Origin of the sequence: Methanothermobacter sp. CaT2, assembly GCF_000828575.1 — an archaeon.
Taxonomy (GTDB): Archaea; Methanobacteriota; Methanobacteria; order Methanobacteriales; family Methanothermobacteraceae; genus Methanothermobacter.
The window spans coordinates 495,885-514,135 of the sequence record NZ_AP011952.1 but is presented as its reverse complement, the minus strand read 5'-3'; the positions used below and the strand labels follow the sequence as shown (position 1 = coordinate 514,135).

At 52.3% G+C, this 18,251-nt stretch carries 18 protein-coding genes; 7 read left to right on the top strand and 11 right to left on the bottom strand.

What is annotated here, in order from left to right; translation table 11 throughout:
- From MTCT_RS02580 to MTCT_RS02565, 4 genes are all read left to right on the top strand, one after another.
- On the top strand, positions 1–1,176 hold the full coding sequence (locus MTCT_RS02580) for an ATPase domain-containing protein (RefSeq protein WP_048175388.1): 1,176 nt from the start codon (positions 1–3) through the stop codon (positions 1,174–1,176).
- Positions 1,177–1,878, top strand: coding sequence for an RAD55 family ATPase (locus MTCT_RS02575; protein WP_048175387.1), 702 nt, complete (start codon positions 1,177–1,179; stop codon positions 1,876–1,878).
- 1 nt (position 1,879) lies between these two features.
- Positions 1,880–2,554: an RAD55 family ATPase gene (locus MTCT_RS02570; RefSeq protein ID WP_048175386.1), complete on the top strand. Its 675-nt coding sequence runs from the start codon at positions 1,880–1,882 to the stop codon at positions 2,552–2,554.
- Between the two features lie 169 nt (positions 2,555–2,723).
- The gene (locus tag MTCT_RS02565; RefSeq protein ID WP_231855343.1) at positions 2,724–3,608 is read left to right on the top strand and encodes a tetratricopeptide repeat protein; all 885 of its coding nucleotides are present in this window, start codon (positions 2,724–2,726) and stop codon (positions 3,606–3,608) included.
- A gap of 11 nt (positions 3,609–3,619) precedes the next feature.
- Here the strand turns inward: MTCT_RS02565 and MTCT_RS02560 are convergent, their stop codons facing one another.
- The 4 genes from MTCT_RS02560 to metG form a co-directional block, all read right to left on the bottom strand.
- Positions 3,620–4,591 carry a glycosyltransferase 4 family protein gene (locus MTCT_RS02560; RefSeq protein ID WP_048175384.1) on the bottom strand — a complete coding sequence of 324 codons (972 nt, stop codon included), beginning with the start codon at positions 4,589–4,591 and terminating at the stop codon, positions 3,620–3,622.
- A gap of 150 nt (positions 4,592–4,741) precedes the next feature.
- Positions 4,742–5,206 (bottom strand): DUF1699 family protein, encoded by a 465-nt coding sequence (locus MTCT_RS02555; protein ID WP_048175383.1) that lies wholly within the window; start codon positions 5,204–5,206, stop codon positions 4,742–4,744.
- Between the two features lie 4 nt (positions 5,207–5,210).
- Positions 5,211–6,788, bottom strand: coding sequence for a DUF530 domain-containing protein (locus MTCT_RS02550; RefSeq protein WP_048175382.1), 1,578 nt, complete (start codon positions 6,786–6,788; stop codon positions 5,211–5,213).
- Between the two features lie 37 nt (positions 6,789–6,825).
- Positions 6,826–8,781: a methionine--tRNA ligase gene (gene metG / locus MTCT_RS02545; RefSeq protein ID WP_048175381.1), complete on the bottom strand. Its 1,956-nt coding sequence runs from the start codon at positions 8,779–8,781 to the stop codon at positions 6,826–6,828.
- Between the two features lie 110 nt (positions 8,782–8,891).
- On the opposite strand from metG, the gene MTCT_RS09355 reads away from it, so the two are divergent.
- From MTCT_RS09355 to priS, 3 genes are read left to right on the top strand one after another with little or no spacing between them, the layout of a single operon-like run.
- Positions 8,892–9,035, top strand: coding sequence for a hypothetical protein (locus MTCT_RS09355; protein WP_158498092.1), 144 nt, complete (start codon positions 8,892–8,894; stop codon positions 9,033–9,035).
- A gap of 9 nt (positions 9,036–9,044) precedes the next feature.
- Entirely contained in the window at positions 9,045–10,349 is a 1,305-nt protein-coding gene (locus MTCT_RS02540; RefSeq protein ID WP_048175380.1) for a DNA primase, read from the top strand.
- A gap of 3 nt (positions 10,350–10,352) precedes the next feature.
- Positions 10,353–11,315, top strand: coding sequence for a DNA primase catalytic subunit PriS (gene priS, locus MTCT_RS02535; protein WP_048175379.1), 963 nt, complete (start codon positions 10,353–10,355; stop codon positions 11,313–11,315).
- A 26-nt stretch (positions 11,316–11,341) separates the two neighbouring features.
- Here the strand turns inward: priS and cca are convergent, their stop codons facing one another.
- From cca to MTCT_RS02500, 7 genes are all read right to left on the bottom strand, one after another.
- Entirely contained in the window at positions 11,342–12,706 is a 1,365-nt protein-coding gene (gene cca, locus MTCT_RS02530) for a CCA tRNA nucleotidyltransferase (RefSeq protein WP_048175378.1), read from the bottom strand.
- Positions 12,707–13,083: 377 nt separating this feature from the next.
- Positions 13,084–13,638 (bottom strand): RNA 2',3'-cyclic phosphodiesterase, encoded by a 555-nt coding sequence (gene thpR, locus MTCT_RS02525; RefSeq protein WP_010876222.1) that lies wholly within the window; start codon positions 13,636–13,638, stop codon positions 13,084–13,086.
- Entirely contained in the window at positions 13,635–14,585 is a 951-nt protein-coding gene (locus tag MTCT_RS02520; protein WP_048175377.1) for a hypothetical protein, read from the bottom strand. The genes thpR and MTCT_RS02520 overlap by 4 nt, the downstream gene beginning before the upstream one ends.
- 43 nt (positions 14,586–14,628) lie before the next feature.
- Entirely contained in the window at positions 14,629–15,753 is a 1,125-nt protein-coding gene (locus tag MTCT_RS02515; RefSeq protein ID WP_048060849.1) for a 3-dehydroquinate synthase II, read from the bottom strand.
- A gap of 1 nt (position 15,754) precedes the next feature.
- On the bottom strand, positions 15,755–16,555 hold the full coding sequence (locus MTCT_RS02510) for a 2-amino-3,7-dideoxy-D-threo-hept-6-ulosonate synthase (protein WP_010876218.1): 801 nt from the start codon (positions 16,553–16,555) through the stop codon (positions 15,755–15,757).
- Entirely contained in the window at positions 16,536–17,096 is a 561-nt protein-coding gene (locus MTCT_RS02505) for a trans-aconitate 2-methyltransferase (protein WP_010876217.1), read from the bottom strand. The genes MTCT_RS02510 and MTCT_RS02505 overlap by 20 nt, the downstream gene beginning before the upstream one ends.
- A 268-nt stretch (positions 17,097–17,364) precedes the next feature.
- On the bottom strand, positions 17,365–18,222 hold the full coding sequence (locus tag MTCT_RS02500) for a pantoate kinase (protein WP_048176549.1): 858 nt from the start codon (positions 18,220–18,222) through the stop codon (positions 17,365–17,367).
- Between the last annotated feature and the right edge of the window lie 29 nt (positions 18,223–18,251).

Sequence of the window (18,251 nt, the reverse complement as noted above, 5' to 3'; positions counted from 1 at the left end):
ATGCATAAGACATACATTCCGAAGCTCGACGACCTTCTGGGCGGCGGGGTGAAGGAGGGAGCCTCCATCATGTTCTCAGCATCCCCGGGTGTTGACTATGAGGCATTCGGTTACCAGATGCTAAACGGCCGCCTGGATGAGGGGACAAGTGGTTTCATATTCACAAATGTTGAGGAACCTGAGAGTATAATATATGAATTCAGATCCTATGGCTGGGATATAGAGTCACATATTGAAAATGGGAACCTTTTCTTTGTAGATGGTAGCTCACCATTCCTCGGGATGCCATCAGATCAGCGTTACACTGTTAATGACTACTCTGAGATAAAGGATGTTGTTCTTAACGCCATAGATGATATACCAGGCGGTGTTGGGATAATAAACAATCTCTCAGTCATTATAGACTACCTTGGCAACGGTGACACCCTTGAGATAGTTGAAGCCTGGAACAGGAAGGCCTCTGAACTGGATGTGAACCTCGTCTACCTCTTCACCGAGTGGGACTATGAACATGAACTCATTGATAAGCTCAGGGAGAGCATGGACTGTGTCGTGAATCTCAGGACCATCGAGGAGAGGGTTATCATCGGGCAGGGCTTCATGGTGGCCAATTCAGCCTGGTCAGAGCCCCCATCAACCATGGTACTCTTTTTTGTTGTCCAGCCAGGGGGCGTTAAGGTCTATGTACCGAAGATACTTGTAACAGGCCCCTACAACTCCGGGAAGTCAAGCTTCGTCAGGGCAATAGCCACGAAGTCTGTCTCGGTGGACAGGAAGGCCCTCTCGGCATTCCCCACAACCATTGCAATGGACATAGGCCACCTTGAATATAAGGGCTTCATGGCGGATATCTTCGGGACCCCGGGCCAGGAGAGATTTGACATGATACTTGACGTACTCTCAAGGGAGGCTGTGGGCGCATTCATACTCATTGATTCAACTGCACCCGAGAGCTTCGCAAGGGCCAAGGAGATGATAAGGAAGACAAGGGCCGAAGCCATACCCAAGGTCGTTGTTGCAAACAAGCAGGACCTTCCGGGAGCCCTTTCACCTGAGGAGATAAGGGCGAAGATGAAACTCGGAGAGGACGTCCCCATAGTACCCGCCTCGGTGACAGAGGGGTGGGGTGTAATGGAGGCCCTCGACACTCTCCTAGGACTTCTATACGGTGGTTGAATGATTGTCAGAATTCCTTCCGGGATAAGGGGCCTCGATGAACTCATGGGGGGCGCTTCAATACCTGAAAACACGGTTACCATGGTTTACGGTCCACCGAAGGTAGGTAAATCAATATTCGCCTACGGGTTTGCAGCCGGCGGGGCTGAGATGGATGAACCGTGCCTCTACATATCTGCAGATTACGGATTATCCGACCTGAAAAGGAATATGGCTGTGCTTGGCATGGACCCTGAATCATACATGGAGAAAGAACTCCTCTATGTGATAGACGCCATATCCAGCATATCAGGTCCTGCAGCTGATGAGGGCAGCACATACTTCTCCTCATCGGTCCACAACCCCACAGATATTATGGTGAAGCTCGGGGTTGCCATAAGGAACATCACGAACCGTTACACCATGTTCAGGTCGGTCCTTGACTCCCTCACAACCCTCATGGCCTTCAATGATGAGATGCTGATAGTCCGTGTTCTTACAGCCTACATAATGAGGATCAAGGAAGCCGGTGGAACAGCTGTGGTGACCTACACCGAGGGTTCGGCTGATCTGAAGGTGGAGACCATGCTCAAGGCGGTTGTTGATAACATCATACACCTCGATGGATCCGAACTTACAGTTGAGGCGATGGTGGGAACAGGCAGGGTCAGCGCCCCCTACACCATAGACGATTCAGGCATTAGGGTGGTCCACGAGGGATAACATGAGCGAAAACTACAGCACAGGTATAGCGGGTCTTGACGCTGTTCTCGGCGAACTTGAGCCAGGGCACCTGATGCTGTTAACAGGCCCCCCCAAGGTTGGTAAGACAGTACTTGCAACAGAGTTCACCTACCGGGCACTCCAGAGAGGGAACCCCTGCCTTTTCATAGCGGCTGAATACGGTTACAGGGATCTTCAGAGGAACACCATGGCCTTCAACTGGTTCATCCAGTCCCTAGCAGATAAACTTCATGTGATAGACCTCCCGACAGGTCTTGCAGGTGGTAAACCCCAGGACTCTGGAAACGTGAGGTACTCAGCCCTCCAGAACACAACTGACCTCATGGTGAAGGTGGGGATATCGACGAGGAGCCTCTACCAGGAGGAGGGCACCATGGTATCCGTGTTTGACTCAGCATCCATTCTACTGGCATTCAACCCCCCAAAACTTGTTCTGAGGGTCCTGAAGGCCTACAATGACCGTGTGAGGGACGCGGGCGGCATCGCACTTGTGACATACACAGCCGGTGTTGCTGATGAGGATATAGAGGAGGAGATACCCGGCCTCTTTGATGTGCACATCCAGATGGATGGAGCCGTGATATCCGCTGTAATGGATGGTGAAAGGATGGAGGCACCCTACAGGATAACGGATCAGGGCATTACAGTGGGATGATCACATGAAGGGCAATTGAACCCATCTTTATAATCACCCATATCAGAAAATACCGGGGTTTCCTGTCTCCCGGGAGTATTTAAATCTGGACTGGCTATTACATCCGCCGGGAAATATGTATTTAAATCTGGACCGAAATAATACTATTATATAAATCTCCGGGGCTATGATGATGATATTTGCTGTTCTGGGAATCTTTGATTTTCTCAAGGGTGAAGATGAGGGTGAATCACTTGAGAAGTATCTTCGAAAACTTGAAGATCTTCTGGAGGAAGAATTTGACACCCTTGTAAGGATAGCAGGATTCTACGCCGAGGAGGGTGATACCCGCGAGGCCCTTGATTACCTTGAAAGGGCCTACAGGGTGGCCTCTGAAATGAATGACGAGGAACTCATGGCCTTTGCCCTTGACTCCATGGGTGATGTCTACCTCAGTGATAGAAAGGTTAAGACCGCCATGGAATACTTCATGGAGGCCCTCAGAATCTACACATCAGTTAACTCACCTCTAAGGGCAGATCTAAGGGAGAAGATCAAGGAGGTTGAAAAGATCAGGGAGGCCATGGATATAGCCAGCATCAACAGGCTCCGGGAGGAGTCCGAATCCGGGATGCCGGAGGTTGACCTTGAGGTCATTGAACCCCTGCTTAACAGGCTGGTTGACAGTGTCCAGTCCCTAACACTCTATGAGTCAGGTTCCTATGAGGACTCAATCTCACAGATAAGGGAGGCCTACCAGATTGCCAGGGATATAGGTGACACATCCACCGAGGCATCACTCCAGCTAGTCCTTGGCCTTTATTCCCTTAAAAATGAGGACTTTGATGAGTCCCGGAGATACCTTAAAAAGGCTGAGGCGCTCTTCAGGAAAACAAATAATGAGCTTGGCCTTGCAGTAACCCTGGTACTCCTCGGGACCCTTGACTTCATAGGGAATAATGCTGATGGTGTTGCATCCAGTTTCAGGGCCGCAGTTGAGATACTCCCGAAGCTCGATGAGAAGGAACTGGAGTCAGTTACCCTTGAACTTCTGAACACATTATACAGTTTTTAGTGACTCTAACGTTAGAAGGGGTCAAGTGGAAGTATAAATGCCAGCAGTACCCCAAGGAACCCGAAGAATATCCCTATGGACCACACTATCATGACGACCTTCTTCTCGGTCATCGGCCTCCTCAGTATCCACCTTATAAGTGAGTTGAAGCCCTCCGGGGGTGCTATGAGTTTACCATCCTCTGCAATTTCTGTGGGCCTGTGTCTGTGCCTCTCAACGACACCTGCACTGTAGAATTTCAGAATCCCATCTATGATATTCGGTAGCAGGACTATGAGGGCTATTATCTTAACCCTCCCTATGAATGCAACCGATGCTATGCAGGCACCTATTATCAGTGTTCCAACGTCACCAGGGAACACCCTTGATGGGTACCTGTTGTACATGAGGAATGCCAGGAGGGCCCCCAGCATGGCCATGGTTATTATTGAGACATCATACTTGCCCATTATTATACATGAGGCTGTGAGGGCCGTCATTGCAATTGAACCGAGCCCTGATTCGATACCATTCAGCCCAGCCAGCATGTTGGTCAGGTTTGAAGCTATTGAAACGGCTACCGGCATCATGATCATGTAGAGTATCCCGACCTTCGGAGGGGCAACCCAGATTATGGGAAGACCCGCAAGGAAGAGCAGGAAGAGTTTTTCACGTGACGAGAGCCTCACAAGGTCGTCCACCATTCCAACAATGCCGACAAGGAGTATGACAAGGAGGGTCACCATGAGCTCGTACTGGAGTTCAGGGAAGAAGCACATACCTATGAACATCCCTATCGTGAAGCCGAAGAGTATCCCGATACCACCCATCTCAGCCACTATGGGCTTTGAGATTTTGTGTATGTCATTACCGACAACATTGGCCTCCTTCAGCTTATTTATGAGGCGTGGCATCACCGTGTAGGTGGATGTGAAGGCTATTATACAGCATATCAGTGACACGAGTAGCACAGATGAATATTCAAGGGTAAGTTTCAGAACCATGGAAATCACCATAAACATAATCTGGCATGTGATGTGGCGGGTTATAGTTTTTCATTAAAACCATATGGTTTATACATTTTTGGTTTTCATCAGCCGTTCTTCAGAGGATCATAACTGGTAATCCATCTTAACGTAACCTCTAGTCTTCAGTCAGCCGTTCTTCAGAATGTAATAGACTGTTCTGAGGGGTATCCCAAGGTCCTTTGAGATCTTCCTTGCAGGCATACCATTCCTGGCCATCTCACGGACCCTGAGACGGGTGTTCCTGTCATACTTCCTCTTCTTACCCCTCTTTAGTTTGATGTCACCCTTGAGGTAGTATACCGTTTTGAGGGGTATGTTCGTAATCCCGGAAATCTGCTTTGGAGTTTTACCCTCCTTCAGGAGGCTCTGAACCAGCTTAACATCCTTATCTGTGTACTTCCGCGGTCTTCCTATTCTCTTCACAGGTCTCACATTAACTCCAAGTTCCTCAAGGGCATCAAGGTACCTTCTTGAGGTCCGGTGATAGATACTTATTGGGCAGGTGATCTCCTTGAGGTCAGGGTTCTTCTCAAGGAGTTCTATTATCCTCCTTGAGGTCAGCGGCTGATTCACGTGAATTTTCTCTGCCATGGGATCAATCACCTTTTATGAGATTTAGGAACATCTTTGCACGGTCCGTTGAGGGTTTACCCAGGTTCTCTATGTTCCTCTTCTCCTCAACAACCTCCTCCACACTGACATGGAAGATCTCAGCGCAGGTTTCAATGTCAGCTTCACCCTCCATGTGGAGCACAGCGGCACCGAAGGCGAGCGGGTTCGGTTTCATGTGGAGTCCCTTCATCTTATCCTCGATCTCAAACTTCTTAAGGAGAACATCCCCGAGTTTATCGATGTAGACCATTCCCCCCTCCCAGCATGTATTGAGCAGATCCACAGCGTCCCTGCTGAGCTCATCGAAGGTCCTCACCTGGCTCCTGTCAAGGACCGGCCGCAGGTTCGGGAAGGGTCCTGAGTGCTTTGACCTTCTGTCCAGTGACGTGCCCAGGTAGTAGAGGGCAACGTCCCAGAGGACGAGGTTCACGGGAACATCCCTGAAGAGCTCCCGCTTAACCTCCTCCATCACCTCAAGGTCCTCCCTGAGTTCCCGGTTCAACCTGCCCCTGGCGTCCCCGAGACCTGCCTCATGAAGTAGAGCGTGCATCTTCTGGACCCTCACCTCCTGCAGTTCCTCCTCTGAGAGCCTCAGATCAGGTGAATAGGTCCTGGCCTCGAAAAGTATCCTCCTGTATCTCTTCACGGCATCATAGTCCCGCAGCTTCTCAGTGTAGACCCTCTCCTCTATATCCATTATTATGTCATGTGACAGGCCGGCGTATCCCAGGGCCAGGGCAGTCCTGGTGTAGCGATCATTTATTATGCTGGATTTCTTCCTGTGGAACTGTATCAGTTCTATCCTCACGTTTGGACCGTACCTCTGCCTCAGCATCCTCTCATAGTCGTCATCGTCACTGTCAATGGTTATGCGCCTTCTTATCCACCTCCCATCCTCAAGGACCTTTATCACGAGGGTGGCTGATCTCACAGCCCCCTTCTTCTCGTTCTTGAAGAGCCTCATTATCTTCTTGAAGGCCTTCCTGGCCCAGAGGCTCAGCTCTGACATCTTGACCATGTAGTCACCTGAGAGGGGGAGGTGGGGTATTATTTCAGGCCGGCAGATGGCAGATCCGCTGAATTCAATCTCCATCATACCTGAGCCACATGGGCACGTCACACCATCCAGGACGTCCTGGTATTCGACCTCAGAAAGCCGGAGGGACCTTGAGCAGTCAGGGCACCGCAGGAGGGCGTACTCCTCAAGGTTTCCGAGGGCTATCCTGTGGGATGAGATGGCGGAGTTCACCCTGTCAAGGAGGTTCTTCTTTGTAGAGGCCTTCATCCGGAAGTACTGGGCGTGCCTTTTAATATCATGGACGTCCTCAGCGATTTCAGGGGAGTACTGACTGCTGTACCCTGATATTGACCTGAAGGGATACTTGAATCCCCTCAGCTCCATGGCCTCCTTGAGATCCTGAAGTTCCTCGAGGTTCCCTCTCAGGTAGGTGTACAGGTCAATGAATCCTTCCACGGACTTTAAATCATCCAGTGAAACCTTCCTGTCCTTTATGCTCTCAAGGAACCTCTCTGACCTTGCAATGAGACCTGATTCATTCATTTATCATTCTCCAGACACAGGGTACAGGGCCTTCCAGTCACCTTATCCTTTCCCCGACTCCGGCGTCCCCGGGGTCGAGCAGGTTGAGGGATTCTCCTGTTGCAAGGACCATACCCTCTGACTTCACACCGAAGAGTTTCGCGGGTTTGAGGTTCACAAGCACTGTAACCTTCCTCTCAACAAGGTCTTCGGGGCTGTATTTCTCTGCAAGTCCTGCAACAACCTGCATCTCCCTCTCACCCACGTCTATCATGAGCTTCAGGAGTTTGTCTGATCCCTCTATTCGTTCGGCTGACCTTACCACGCCAACCCTTATGTCCATACTTGCGAAGTCGTCGATTGTCACGGTTTCCACTTCATCATCCTCCTCAATGAGTTTTGCTTTCTCCTCCTCAATTGCCTCGTCGGGTATCTTGGAGAAGAGGGGCTTCGCCCTCTCTATCACCTGTCCCTCTTCGAGTTCATGGAATCCCCAGGGTTCATCCTCCAGGTTCATGATGGAGAGTATCCTGCCTGCTGCTGATGGCATGAAGGGCCTCAGGAGTTTCCCGAGGTTGGCTGCCAGGAGATTGCAGAGGTGGAGGCAGGTTGAAGCCCTGGCGGGTGACTCCTTAACGGCCTTCCAGGGTTCCTGGTCATTGAAGTACTTGTTACCCATCTTGGCAAGTTTGATTATGTGCATCAGGGCATCCCTGAACTGGAATTTATCCAGGAGTTCACCGACGGTGTCATGGGCTGTCCTGATTGATTCAAGGAATTCCTGGTCCTCAGCTGTAAGTTCACCTGCAGCCGGGACCCTCCCGTCAAAGAACCTGCCCGTGAATGAGAAGGTCCTGTGGAGGAAGTTCCCGAGGACATCGGCCAGTTCATCGTTGACCCTCCTCTGGAAGTCGTCCCAGGAGAAGTCAGTGTCCCTGGTGAGTGGTGCGTTGACGGTGAGGTAGTACCTGAGGAGGTCCCTGTCAAACCTTTCAAGGAAGTCTGATGTCCAGACCACCCAGTTTTTACTGGTGGACATCTTCTGGCCCTCAAGTGAGAGGTATTCGCCGGCTATTATGTTCTCAGGGGTCCTGCAGCCATAGGCCATGAGGAGGGCTGGCCAGAATATGGCGTGGTGGTATATTATGTCCTTTCCGATGAAGTGGAGGGCGCCGGAGTCCCAGTATTCCCTCCAGTCCCTCCCGGTTTTTTTGCTCCAGGCGGCTGCAGATGAGATGTAGCCAAGGAAGGCCTCACCCCACACGTATATGATCTTACCATCGTTCCCCTCCAGGGGTACCGGGACACCCCAATCCATGTCCCTTGTGAGTATCCAGTCCTTCAGGCCCTCGCGGAGCCACTGGAGGGCGTAGTTCCTCACATTTGATGGCATCTCTGAGCCCTCGATCCACTCCCTGATTTCATCCTGGAACTGGCTCAGGCGGAAGAAGTAGTGCCGGGAGTCCCTGACCTCTGGCTCTGACCCGCAGACCATGCAACGCGGATCCTCAAGCTGGAGCGGCTCGAGGTGCCTTCCGCAGCCCTCGCAGTGGTCTCCACGCGCACCCTCACTTCCACAGTAGGGGCAGGTGCCCTCAACGTACCTGTCCGGGAGGAATCGCTGGCAGTCCCCACAGTAGAGCTGTTTTATGTCCTTCTCGTATATGAAGCCCTTCTTGTAGAGTTTAAGGAAGAATTTCTGGGCTATCTCGTGGTGGAGATCATCTGTGGTCCTGGTGAAGCTGTCAAAGGATATGTCACACCTCTCAAGGTCCCCCCTTATCATCTCATGGTAGCGGGTGGCGACCTCCAGGGGGGTCCTGCCCTCGGCCTCTGCCTTCACGGCTATGGGAGTCCCGTGTTCATCGGTGGCGCAGACGAAGAGGACATCATCGCCCCTGAGTCTCCGGTACCTTACATATATGTCTGCAGGTATGTAGGTTGACCTCAGATGACCGAGATGCGTGGGGCCGTTGGCATATGGAAGTGCGCAGGTGATAAATACTTTACTCAACTCAAACTCCTCCTTGAATCATGAACCAGATCAGAATAAGACGGGTCGATTTAAGGCAATTAAATCCAGTTTAATTTACGGTTTACTTCTATATAAATTTATTTGAGTCCATGTCTTGCGGTCATAATCAGGGCAACACGCCCCTGAGGTACTGGATTCAGGGAAACTGCAACCTCAAGGCCAGATCAGCATGCCCAAAACTGCGCTTCGATGTGATGGGACACTTCGATACCTTTATGGGTCAACCGGTATAAGATTTAAACATGGTATCTTCACTCTTCATAAACCCCTTCTCAGAGGATGCCAGGGAAATCGTGAGGAAATACGGATCACTGGACACCATAGCCGATACAAGGGATGAGCTCCTTGAGATAGGGAGGCGCACACGCGGACAGAACCTTGCAGACAATTCTCTCCTCCCGGGCAGCATAGCTGAACTTGCAGTTAAACGCCTGGAATGGTACCTCAGGAGACAGAGGAAGGACTTCAACCACAGGGACTACGCCTACCTGATGAACCCTGAGATTGAGGAGTACGATGTGCTGGCCTTCTATATCCTTGCCCAGGCAGCAGGCGCTGGATTCATGAAGGCCTCAAGGGAGGCGAGGCTGGTGGTTGAGTCTGCAGGGGCCATGGTGGAGGACCGCCTCAACGTCCTCGGGAGTGAAAGGGAGGATATCATAGCTGATGTTCTCTATGAACTGGGTTCAGAGGGCCTCAGGTGGACGGAGCTGGCCGACCTCCTGGGTTCAGGGAAACTGAAGCTCACAGACCTCATCCTCAAGAGGGGGAGGGTCATAATAGACAGGGACGAATTCATAACGAGCTTCCAGGACAGTATAAGGGACAGGAGTCCTGACAGGCTCTACGACATCCTCGTAGGTCTTGAGGTCAGGGAGACGATGATATCCCGCATGATAATGCAGAGGACAGAGGAGTATATAGGGAGGGTCAGGGAGATGAGTTCAACGGTGGAGGTCCACCCCCTGATACTTGAAACAGCAGAAAGGATAAGGGAGACCGTTGAGAGGATAATGTCATTCACAGGGGGCCCTGTTAAATCTGCAAGACCCGGTAAGCTTGTCCCGGAGGCCTTCCCGCCATGCATAAGGGGGACACTGGATGGGGTTAAGTCCGGTAACAGGAACGACGCCATAGTGCTCCTTCTAACGTCCTTCATATCCTATGCACGTCTATACCCATCGGTCTTCAGGGACAGGACCCCCATGAAGGTCTCTGACCTTGACCCTGACCTCAGGATAACCCTGGGGGAGATCCTGCCGGTGATCTATGATGCCGCTGATAGATGCGAACCACCCCTCTTTGAGGACGATCCACAGGAGAAACTGAACATAACTGCGAAGCTGGGCTTCGGTGTCCATGACATGCCTGAACTGGAAAATGAGGGCGAAAGCAAATGGTACACACCCATGAGCTGTGAGAAGATCAAAATACACCTCCCGGACCTCTGCAGACCTGATAAACTCTGCAGCAGCATCTCCAATCCACTGACCTACTACAACAGGAAGAGGTGGAAGCTCAGATCAAGCGGGGAGAAGGAGGAATAATACATGTTCGAACCGGCAACACCCCTTGAGAGGAAGAGGTACTACCGTGAGGAATGGAATGTCAGGGACCTCCCTGACTTCATAGCTGATAACCTCCATATGAGGGAATTCGGGTTCGACCACAATGGCAGGGGACCCAGTGACAGGTACAGGACCTTCAGGGATGAGAGGAGCCTGTCAAGGTTCATGAGGGTCCGTTACCCATTCGCAGCATACTCCTCGGTGGCGTTCTACAGGGAACCTGGAAAGAGGAAGGGGTGGCAGCGGTCCGAACTCATATTCGATGTTGATGCCAAGGACCTCCCTGTGAGGTCATGTGACTGTGAGGGGGTGTGCCCCACATGCCTTGATGAGGCAAGGGAACTGGTCCTCATGATGGTTGACACCCTGAGGGGGGACCTGGGCCTGGACGACATCCATGTCATATACTCTGGGAGGGGCTACCATGTTAGGGTCCTCGACCCTGAGGTCATGGAGCTCGGCTCGGAGGTGAGGGCTGAGATACTGAGGTACACCGCGGGTGCAAGGGAGCCGCGGAGGAAGTTTACTGATGGGGTATCATCCTATGAAATGGAGCACTTCTCCATACCACTGGGATATCACAGGGTATTCACTGAGAGGGCAAGGCATGTGCTTCTTCACCTGAGGGGTGATGAGGATATCGAGGATGTCACCGCGAGGACAGTTAAGACTGCAGTCAGGAACAGGGACCTCATACTTGAGGACAGGTGGGGGGAGTTCAGGTCAGTGATAGGTCCCAGGGTTTACCCGAGACTTGTTAAGGGGATATCGAAGATTAACATGAGGATGCTTGATGCCAAGGTGACCATTGACCTCAAGAGGATACTGAGACTCCCAACATCACTGCACTCAAAGGTCAGCATGATCTGCATGGAGGTTAAAAATCCTGAGACCTTTGACCCCCTTAAGAGCGCTGTCCCGAGGTTTGTGGAGGAGAGGGGATAGGTCAGTAGATAATAGGGGTTAAGGGATCATCTTTCAAGGGCCTTCCAGGGGTTCAGGAATGCATCCATGAACTCAAGAAATTCCTTTTCAGCTTCTCCAATTACATCATCAAGGAGATCAACACTGAAGCCCCTCCTGATCTCCGCCCCTACGTGTTTACCCATCCTCAGCCTATCCGGCTTTGAAAGCAGGTCCCTCAGATATGAAACTGCTGATCTGTGCCTCCTGGGGGATTCGATGGTGAGCCTGGATCCCTCAACCCAGACCCTCTCATGCTTCCTGAGGAATCTCTCCCTGTGGCGCCGGGACCATACAGGGGGACCATACCTCTTCCGGTAGGAGGGGAGCTCCCATACATCCATCTCAAGGACCATAAATGCCGATCTGCTCTCATCACTCCAGTAGTCAGCTCCCAGGACAGAGAAACCCTCCGCCTCAAGGTTCTTAACCACAGAATCAAGGGTCTTCCTCAGCTGGGGGTAGAGGGCATCTGAGGGTACATCCGGGACTCCCGTTGAGATGACGATGACCCTTGAACCCCTGCATCTGAGGGTCCCGGTTATTTCAGCGGCATCTGTGGAGTATCTGGGGGGTTGAAAGTACTCTGGGCCCGGGTTTCCCAGGAAGTTCAGGGATGCGGTTACAAATTCAGCCATCCTCTGGAGTGTCAGGGCCGCTGCAACGTTTCTGTTTCTATCAACAGGGTCAACCACCACCAGGGGATCCTCGAATCCCTTGCCTGTCCCGTGGCCCTCAAGGTCTATTATGTATCCGGGCCTCCACTGAAGGGCGCCCTCGAGGACTCCCTCAAAGTCGCCGTAGCAGAGCACCAGCAGCTCGGCAAGGTAGCCTGCGAAGCCACCAACACGGAACTCTGAACCATAGGTCCCTGTTGACTTCATGAACTGCTTAAGGAGGAGCACGTCATCCTTCTGCTCATCCCTGAGGTTCTCCTGTATGTACCTTGTGTGGAGTATGGTCCGATCAACGGCCGACCTTAGCATGGATGCATCATCTATCCGGTAGCAGGGGACAAAGTCCACCTCATAGCCGTCAATGTAACCGGTTACATAGGGGTGGGATGCGTATCTCTCCTCGGCTTCACCACTGAACCTCTCTATGCATCCATAGCCGAGTCTGAGACCATTCTCCTTGAGCTCATCCTCTGAGGTCGTGAGGGGAAAGTGTATGAATATGTCAATGTCTGCAGCACCTGAAAGCCAGGTCCCCTTGGCAACTGAACCCACGAGGACGGCCTCGGCGTCTATTCCCTGTTCCTCTGCGAGTCCATTCAGGCACTCAACGAGACTGTCTGATAGTTCCATGACCCTCCGGTATTCATCACCGTCGGGTTTTATGGTTTTGAGTATGTTGCTGTAGTCTGTGGTCATAAATCATCATCACCGTCGGGTTTTATGGTTTTGAGTATGTTGCTGTAGTCTGTGGTCATAAATCATCATCACCGTCGGGTTTTATGGTTTTGAGTATGTTGCTGTAGTCTGTGGTCATAAATCATCATCACCGTCGGGTTTTATGGTTTTGAGTATGTTGCTGTAGTCTGTGGTCATAAATCATCATCACCGTCGGGTTTTATGGTTTTGAGTATGTTGCTGCAGTCTGTGGTCATAAATCATCACCATAAAGAATTGAGGTAAACTGCAGATAAACTAAATCCGGGATAGGGACCGGAGTGAGAGTGCACCGGCTATCCATATCAGTGGTCATGAATCAAAAAATTTTCTGCCACTCATGGGGTCGGATCAGAACCTCAAAGTCTGAAGACCTCCATATCAGTGTAGATTGGCCCTGCAGGTGTGAGTTCACTCCTCTTGAGGGACACCTCACTGACCCTCATTGATCCGACCTCAACGTTCTGAAGTTCCCCTATGAGCTCAGCGAGTTTATCCCTGTTCCTCGGTCCCTTAACCCTCCCTACTGTGAGGTGGGGTACGTAGTCCCTCTCAGGACGGAACCCCATCTTCACGAATTCCATGTCAAGGCTCCTCTGAAGATCTGAGAAGGTTTCAGGGTTTTCAACTCCTAGCCAGACCACACGTATGTATCTGGGGTTCGGGAAGACACCAGCCCCCCTTATGCTGATTTCAAAGGGCTCATAGCCTCGGAGGGTGTCCCTCACCACATTCTCTATCCTCCTGAGCTTACCCTCACCAACATCACCGAAGAACTTGAGGGTGAAGTGCAGGTTCTCTGGTTCAACGAATTTGACCTGGGCATCCGCAGATTTGAGGGTATCCTGTATCCTGGATACATGGTCCCGCAGTCCCTCATCGAGGTCAACTGCAAGGAATGCTCTGACCTTCATTGCTTAACCTCCCCACTATGTTCAAGGCTTCTGAGCCTTTCAAGGCTCTCCCTGGGTGTTTCGATGGTGTTGAGGATGTACAGATCCACCCTGCTGAAGAGTTCCATGAAGAAGTCCCTCCTGAGTCCTGTTTTCCTTTCATCCCGTATGAGCTGGTGGGGGTTGCAGAAGTCGTTTCCGGCCATGTACTCCAGGCCCTCCCTGGCATTCAGCCTCCTGAGTGGAGGGTTTGCAGGGTTTCTCTCAAGGAGCACGACCCTTTTGAGGGTGGTGGAGTCCCTTATCCTGTCCCTGAAGAGCATGCCCACATCTGCGACGCCCCTCCCCATGCTGTCAAGTTTAACAGATCTTATGATATCCGAGTACTCGCCCCAGACATCCCCGATGTCATCCCTTATGTAGGAGTTCTTTTCTGAGGCGTATACCAGGACGCCGTTCTCAAAGAGGCGGGTGAAGAACCAGTCATCTGATATGTAGCTGTAGTCCCTATCAAGGAGGAGGCCGTAGGTGAGGGTCGTCTTCCCTGTCCCGGGTGGGCCGATGATGGCCAGACCATCCCCCTTCCTGTCAAGGGCTGAACCGTGGACAGAGTAGCGGCGATGCTCTGAGTGATACTCCTCGAAGAAGTCTGAGACCGCTGCAAGGGCTATGCTCTTAACCCAGCCATAGTAGTCGCAGTTCCTGATTATCACGGTTTTTGATACCGGCTCGTAGAGCACCTCAAGGTCCCCGCCATCTGAGATTGCGAATACCTTTGCATGGGGCCTCACATCGTCGCTCATGAATTTGAAGTTAGCCTCCCATTCCTCCTTGAATGAGATGTTATCGGTCAGTAGCTTGACACAGGCACCGTGCAGGTTGGCCTTCCTCTCAAATAACCTCAGATCTGAGAGTTCAGCGAGTACTTCATCCTTCTCGGAGGGCCCTATCAACTTCACATGGTACATTTTATCCCTTTCTGTAGCGGGGCATGGCTTCCTTCACACACCATCATTTCTCGATTATGGTCTCCTTTATGGCCATCCCGAAGTGCCTGGCGGATTCGTCGAAGTAGACCAGGACCCTGTCACCCTCACCCAGTTCACTTACAGATACCGGTTCACCCTTATCATTCACGAGCCTTATTGTCTCGGCGTTCTGGAGGAGTGTCCTGACCTTCATGCCTTCATACTCTGCCTCAACGAGCATCAGGGGCCTCTTTTCGATCTTCACCCTCCCCACAATCGCGGAGCGTGATCTGCCATCCCTGTCCACTATGATGACCTCGTCGCCGGTTTCAAGTTCCGAGAGGTACCTGGTCCTGCCACCGGGCACCATGACGTAGGCCTGTACAGGACCCGCATTGACACGGAAGGGCCTTGATGCCACATACTCACTTTCAAGGGATTCACTGTGCACCAGGAACAGTCCCTGTGAGTAGCTACCCACAAGCATGCCCTCGCCTATCCCCATTATGGAGCATGTGTCCACGCAGACCCTGTCACCTGATCCGATGGGCTCGATGCGGGTTATGGTGGCGGGTTTAAGTTCGTAGGTCTCGCTTTCAATATTCTCAAGGAGGGCTGCAATGTCCTTTATCTGGGATATGTCTGCCGGTTCTATGAGGACACCGTCGGTTCCGTGTTCAAGGGTTTCAAGGGCAACCCGGGCCTCGTCCACGTCAGCCACCGCGGCGATGAGTTTAACATCCTCTTCCTGCAGGTCTGCGATTATGTTCTCCAGGGGGATGATCTTCCAGTCCTCACCCACCAGTATGAGGTAGTCAACGACGCGCCCGAGCCTCCTGGCAAGCTCCTCATGGGCCTTGCTCCTTATCTCCACGTAGGCTGCAACCTGTCTTCCACTTTCACTGAGTTCTGATGCCATTTCAATGTCCCTTGAGTACTCAAGGGTCTCCGGGAGTTCAAGGGTCCCGTCACCCTCACCATCCCTACCTACAAGTACTATATCCGCGTCCTCATCAGGGGAGATGAGGGTCAGGTTACCGAGCTTCTTTATCCTCCCGGAATCGGCGGTGTCCACTATGTGGTCTATCCCTGATTCCAGGGCCGCCGTTATGAAGGTCTTCTTCTCATCCCAGTAGGTGTCGGGGGCCAGGAGCCATGCGAACTTCATCTCACTCGCCACCCTTCAGTATCCTGACGGCCTCCTCGACACTCAGGCCATCATGGACTATGCCTGCTATGGCCCCTGTCATGTTTGCAGGTGAATCGGCCTGGAATATGTTCCTTCCAATGGCGACCCCTGCGCCCCCTGCCTCCACAGAGTCACTGACCATCTGGAGTAGCTCCTCCTCTGTCTCTATCTTTGGTCCGCCAGCTATCACCACAGGGACCGGGCACCCCTTCACAACGTCCCTGAAGGTGTCAGGGTCACCGGTGTAGTTGGTCTTTATTATGTCTGCACCGAGCTCTGCGCCTGCACGGGCTGCCAGCTTCACGACCTCCGGGTCGTGCTCATCATCTATCTTCTTACCCCTGGGGTACATCATGGCAATGAGGGGCATGCCCCAGTCATCACAGATCTCTGCAACGGTTCCGAGTTTTATCAGCATCTCGGGTTCCCTTTCGGATCCCACATTCACATGGACGGATACCGCGTCGGCACCCAGCTTGAGGGCCTTCTCAACTGAGGTCACAAGGACCTTGTGGTTTGGGTCGGGGCCGAGGCCTGTGCTGGCCGAGAGGTGTATTATGAGTCCTATGTCCCTCCCGTATCCCCTGTGTCCACTCCTGACCATTCCCTTGTGCATGAGAACGGCGTTTGCACCGCCACTTGCAACCTCATCTATGGTGCCTGCCATGTCGATTATCCCGCGAACGGGTCCAATGGAGACTCCGTGATCGAGGGGTACTATGACAGTCCTGTCCGTCTTCCTGTTGATTATCCTCTCAATCCTAATCCTTTTGCCTATCATGGGCACCCTCCTTGTATATCTTGCTGGACCAGAGCTTAAATTCCCTGAGTCGTGGGGGGATTCCAGCGTCCCCACTTGACTCAAGCCATCCATACCTGGAGGTGAATGACTCTTCGGTGATGGATGAGCATACAAAGTCCAGGAGCCCCCGGTTCCTTATGATGGAGACCCCTGGTTTGAGTGTGGATGACCAGATGAAGTAGACCTTGAAGGTTGTATCCGGGTGGTAGCCACCTCCAAGGTCCACGCTGAGAACATCACAGCTGTCTATCATGGTGCAGACCTTCTCGAGGGTTTCATGGAGCCGCACATCCCCTGAGATAAATTCAACGTTGTCACGTTCCCTGCTGAGGGACTCCATTACCTCGACAGCCTCGGGGCTGTTGTCGACGGCCACAACCCTCCCCTCAGGTACAAGGTCCGAGATTATGCGCGTTGAGTTACCCACGTGGCAGCCAAGCTCCACGACGGTGTGGGATGGTTCAAGGACCTCCCTGAGGACCTCACGGTAGATGTTGATATCATACACTATCCTTATCATCTGATCACGAAGCTGCTTCTGCTAACATCAATTAATATATCCTTTTAATTTAAAGTATTTTCCCCACAAATCCACATATCTGTTCATTATGAACCTCAGATGTAAGGGAAGGGTCATATAAGGCATAATCCAGCGGTGCTGGAGTTTTCAGAGTCTACGGTCGAGTGGCTGTCGGATCAGGGTCAGGGCCTGTGGCAGGGTATGTTTTTCATATGAACTGAGTTTGGAGTTCTGAGTACTTCAGGGGGCCTGTGGCGGGGTATGTTTTTCATATGAACCTTGCACCCAGCTGGTCGATACCGTAGGTACTGGTGCCAGCGCCACCGGCGTCAGGGTCCTCTGATAGGGCGAATACTGTGTTCCCAAGCATGGCCATGGAGGCACCCAGCGTACCCTCTGAGAGTTCCTCCAGGGGTTCCCTGAGCTCCTGGGGGATGAGGGCTGCCCCCTCTGCAAACTCCCGGGAGAGTTCCATGAACCGGGCCGGAGCTGGTCTCTCAAGCAGGCGGTCTATCATACCACCCCCCATCCTGTTGATGGCCCTCACATGGGCATCATCATGTATCACCGATGCGGTGTCAAGTTCCCCCAGCGTCCGGGTTATAACGTGGAGGCCGTCCTGGATGATCCTGTCAACCCTCCCGTACCCTGGCGGTCCCTCCCGGGTCCTGATGACCATTCCACCTGTTACCTCAGCTATGAGGTCCCCGAGACCGGTTCCGAGTTCAACCTCTGCACGGTGTGCCACCTCACCTGCCCTGTTGAAGGTGATGGGAAGTTCCAGTTCAGATGCAATTGCAAGGACGCTCCCGAGAGCGCAGGCGGCTGATGTCCCGAAACCACACCCTATGGGCACCTCCACCTCGTGGTGGATACTCACCCCCTCACTGAACCCTGTGAGCTCCCTCAGGATTTCAACGGCCCTAATGCTAACTCCATCATCATCTCTCCTTCCGTTCACCCTCACCTTCGTGGTGTCATCTGAACCCCTGAGCTTCACCCCGGTTTTAACACCCCTGTCCAGGACGACACCGGCCCCCCTGGACCCTGACCTCAGGGGGTCCCTGTGCATTACAACCTCGAAGAATCCTGTTATGTGTGCTGGTACAAAGACCCTGGGCTTCATTTTAAATACTTCCCTGAACATACCTTAAT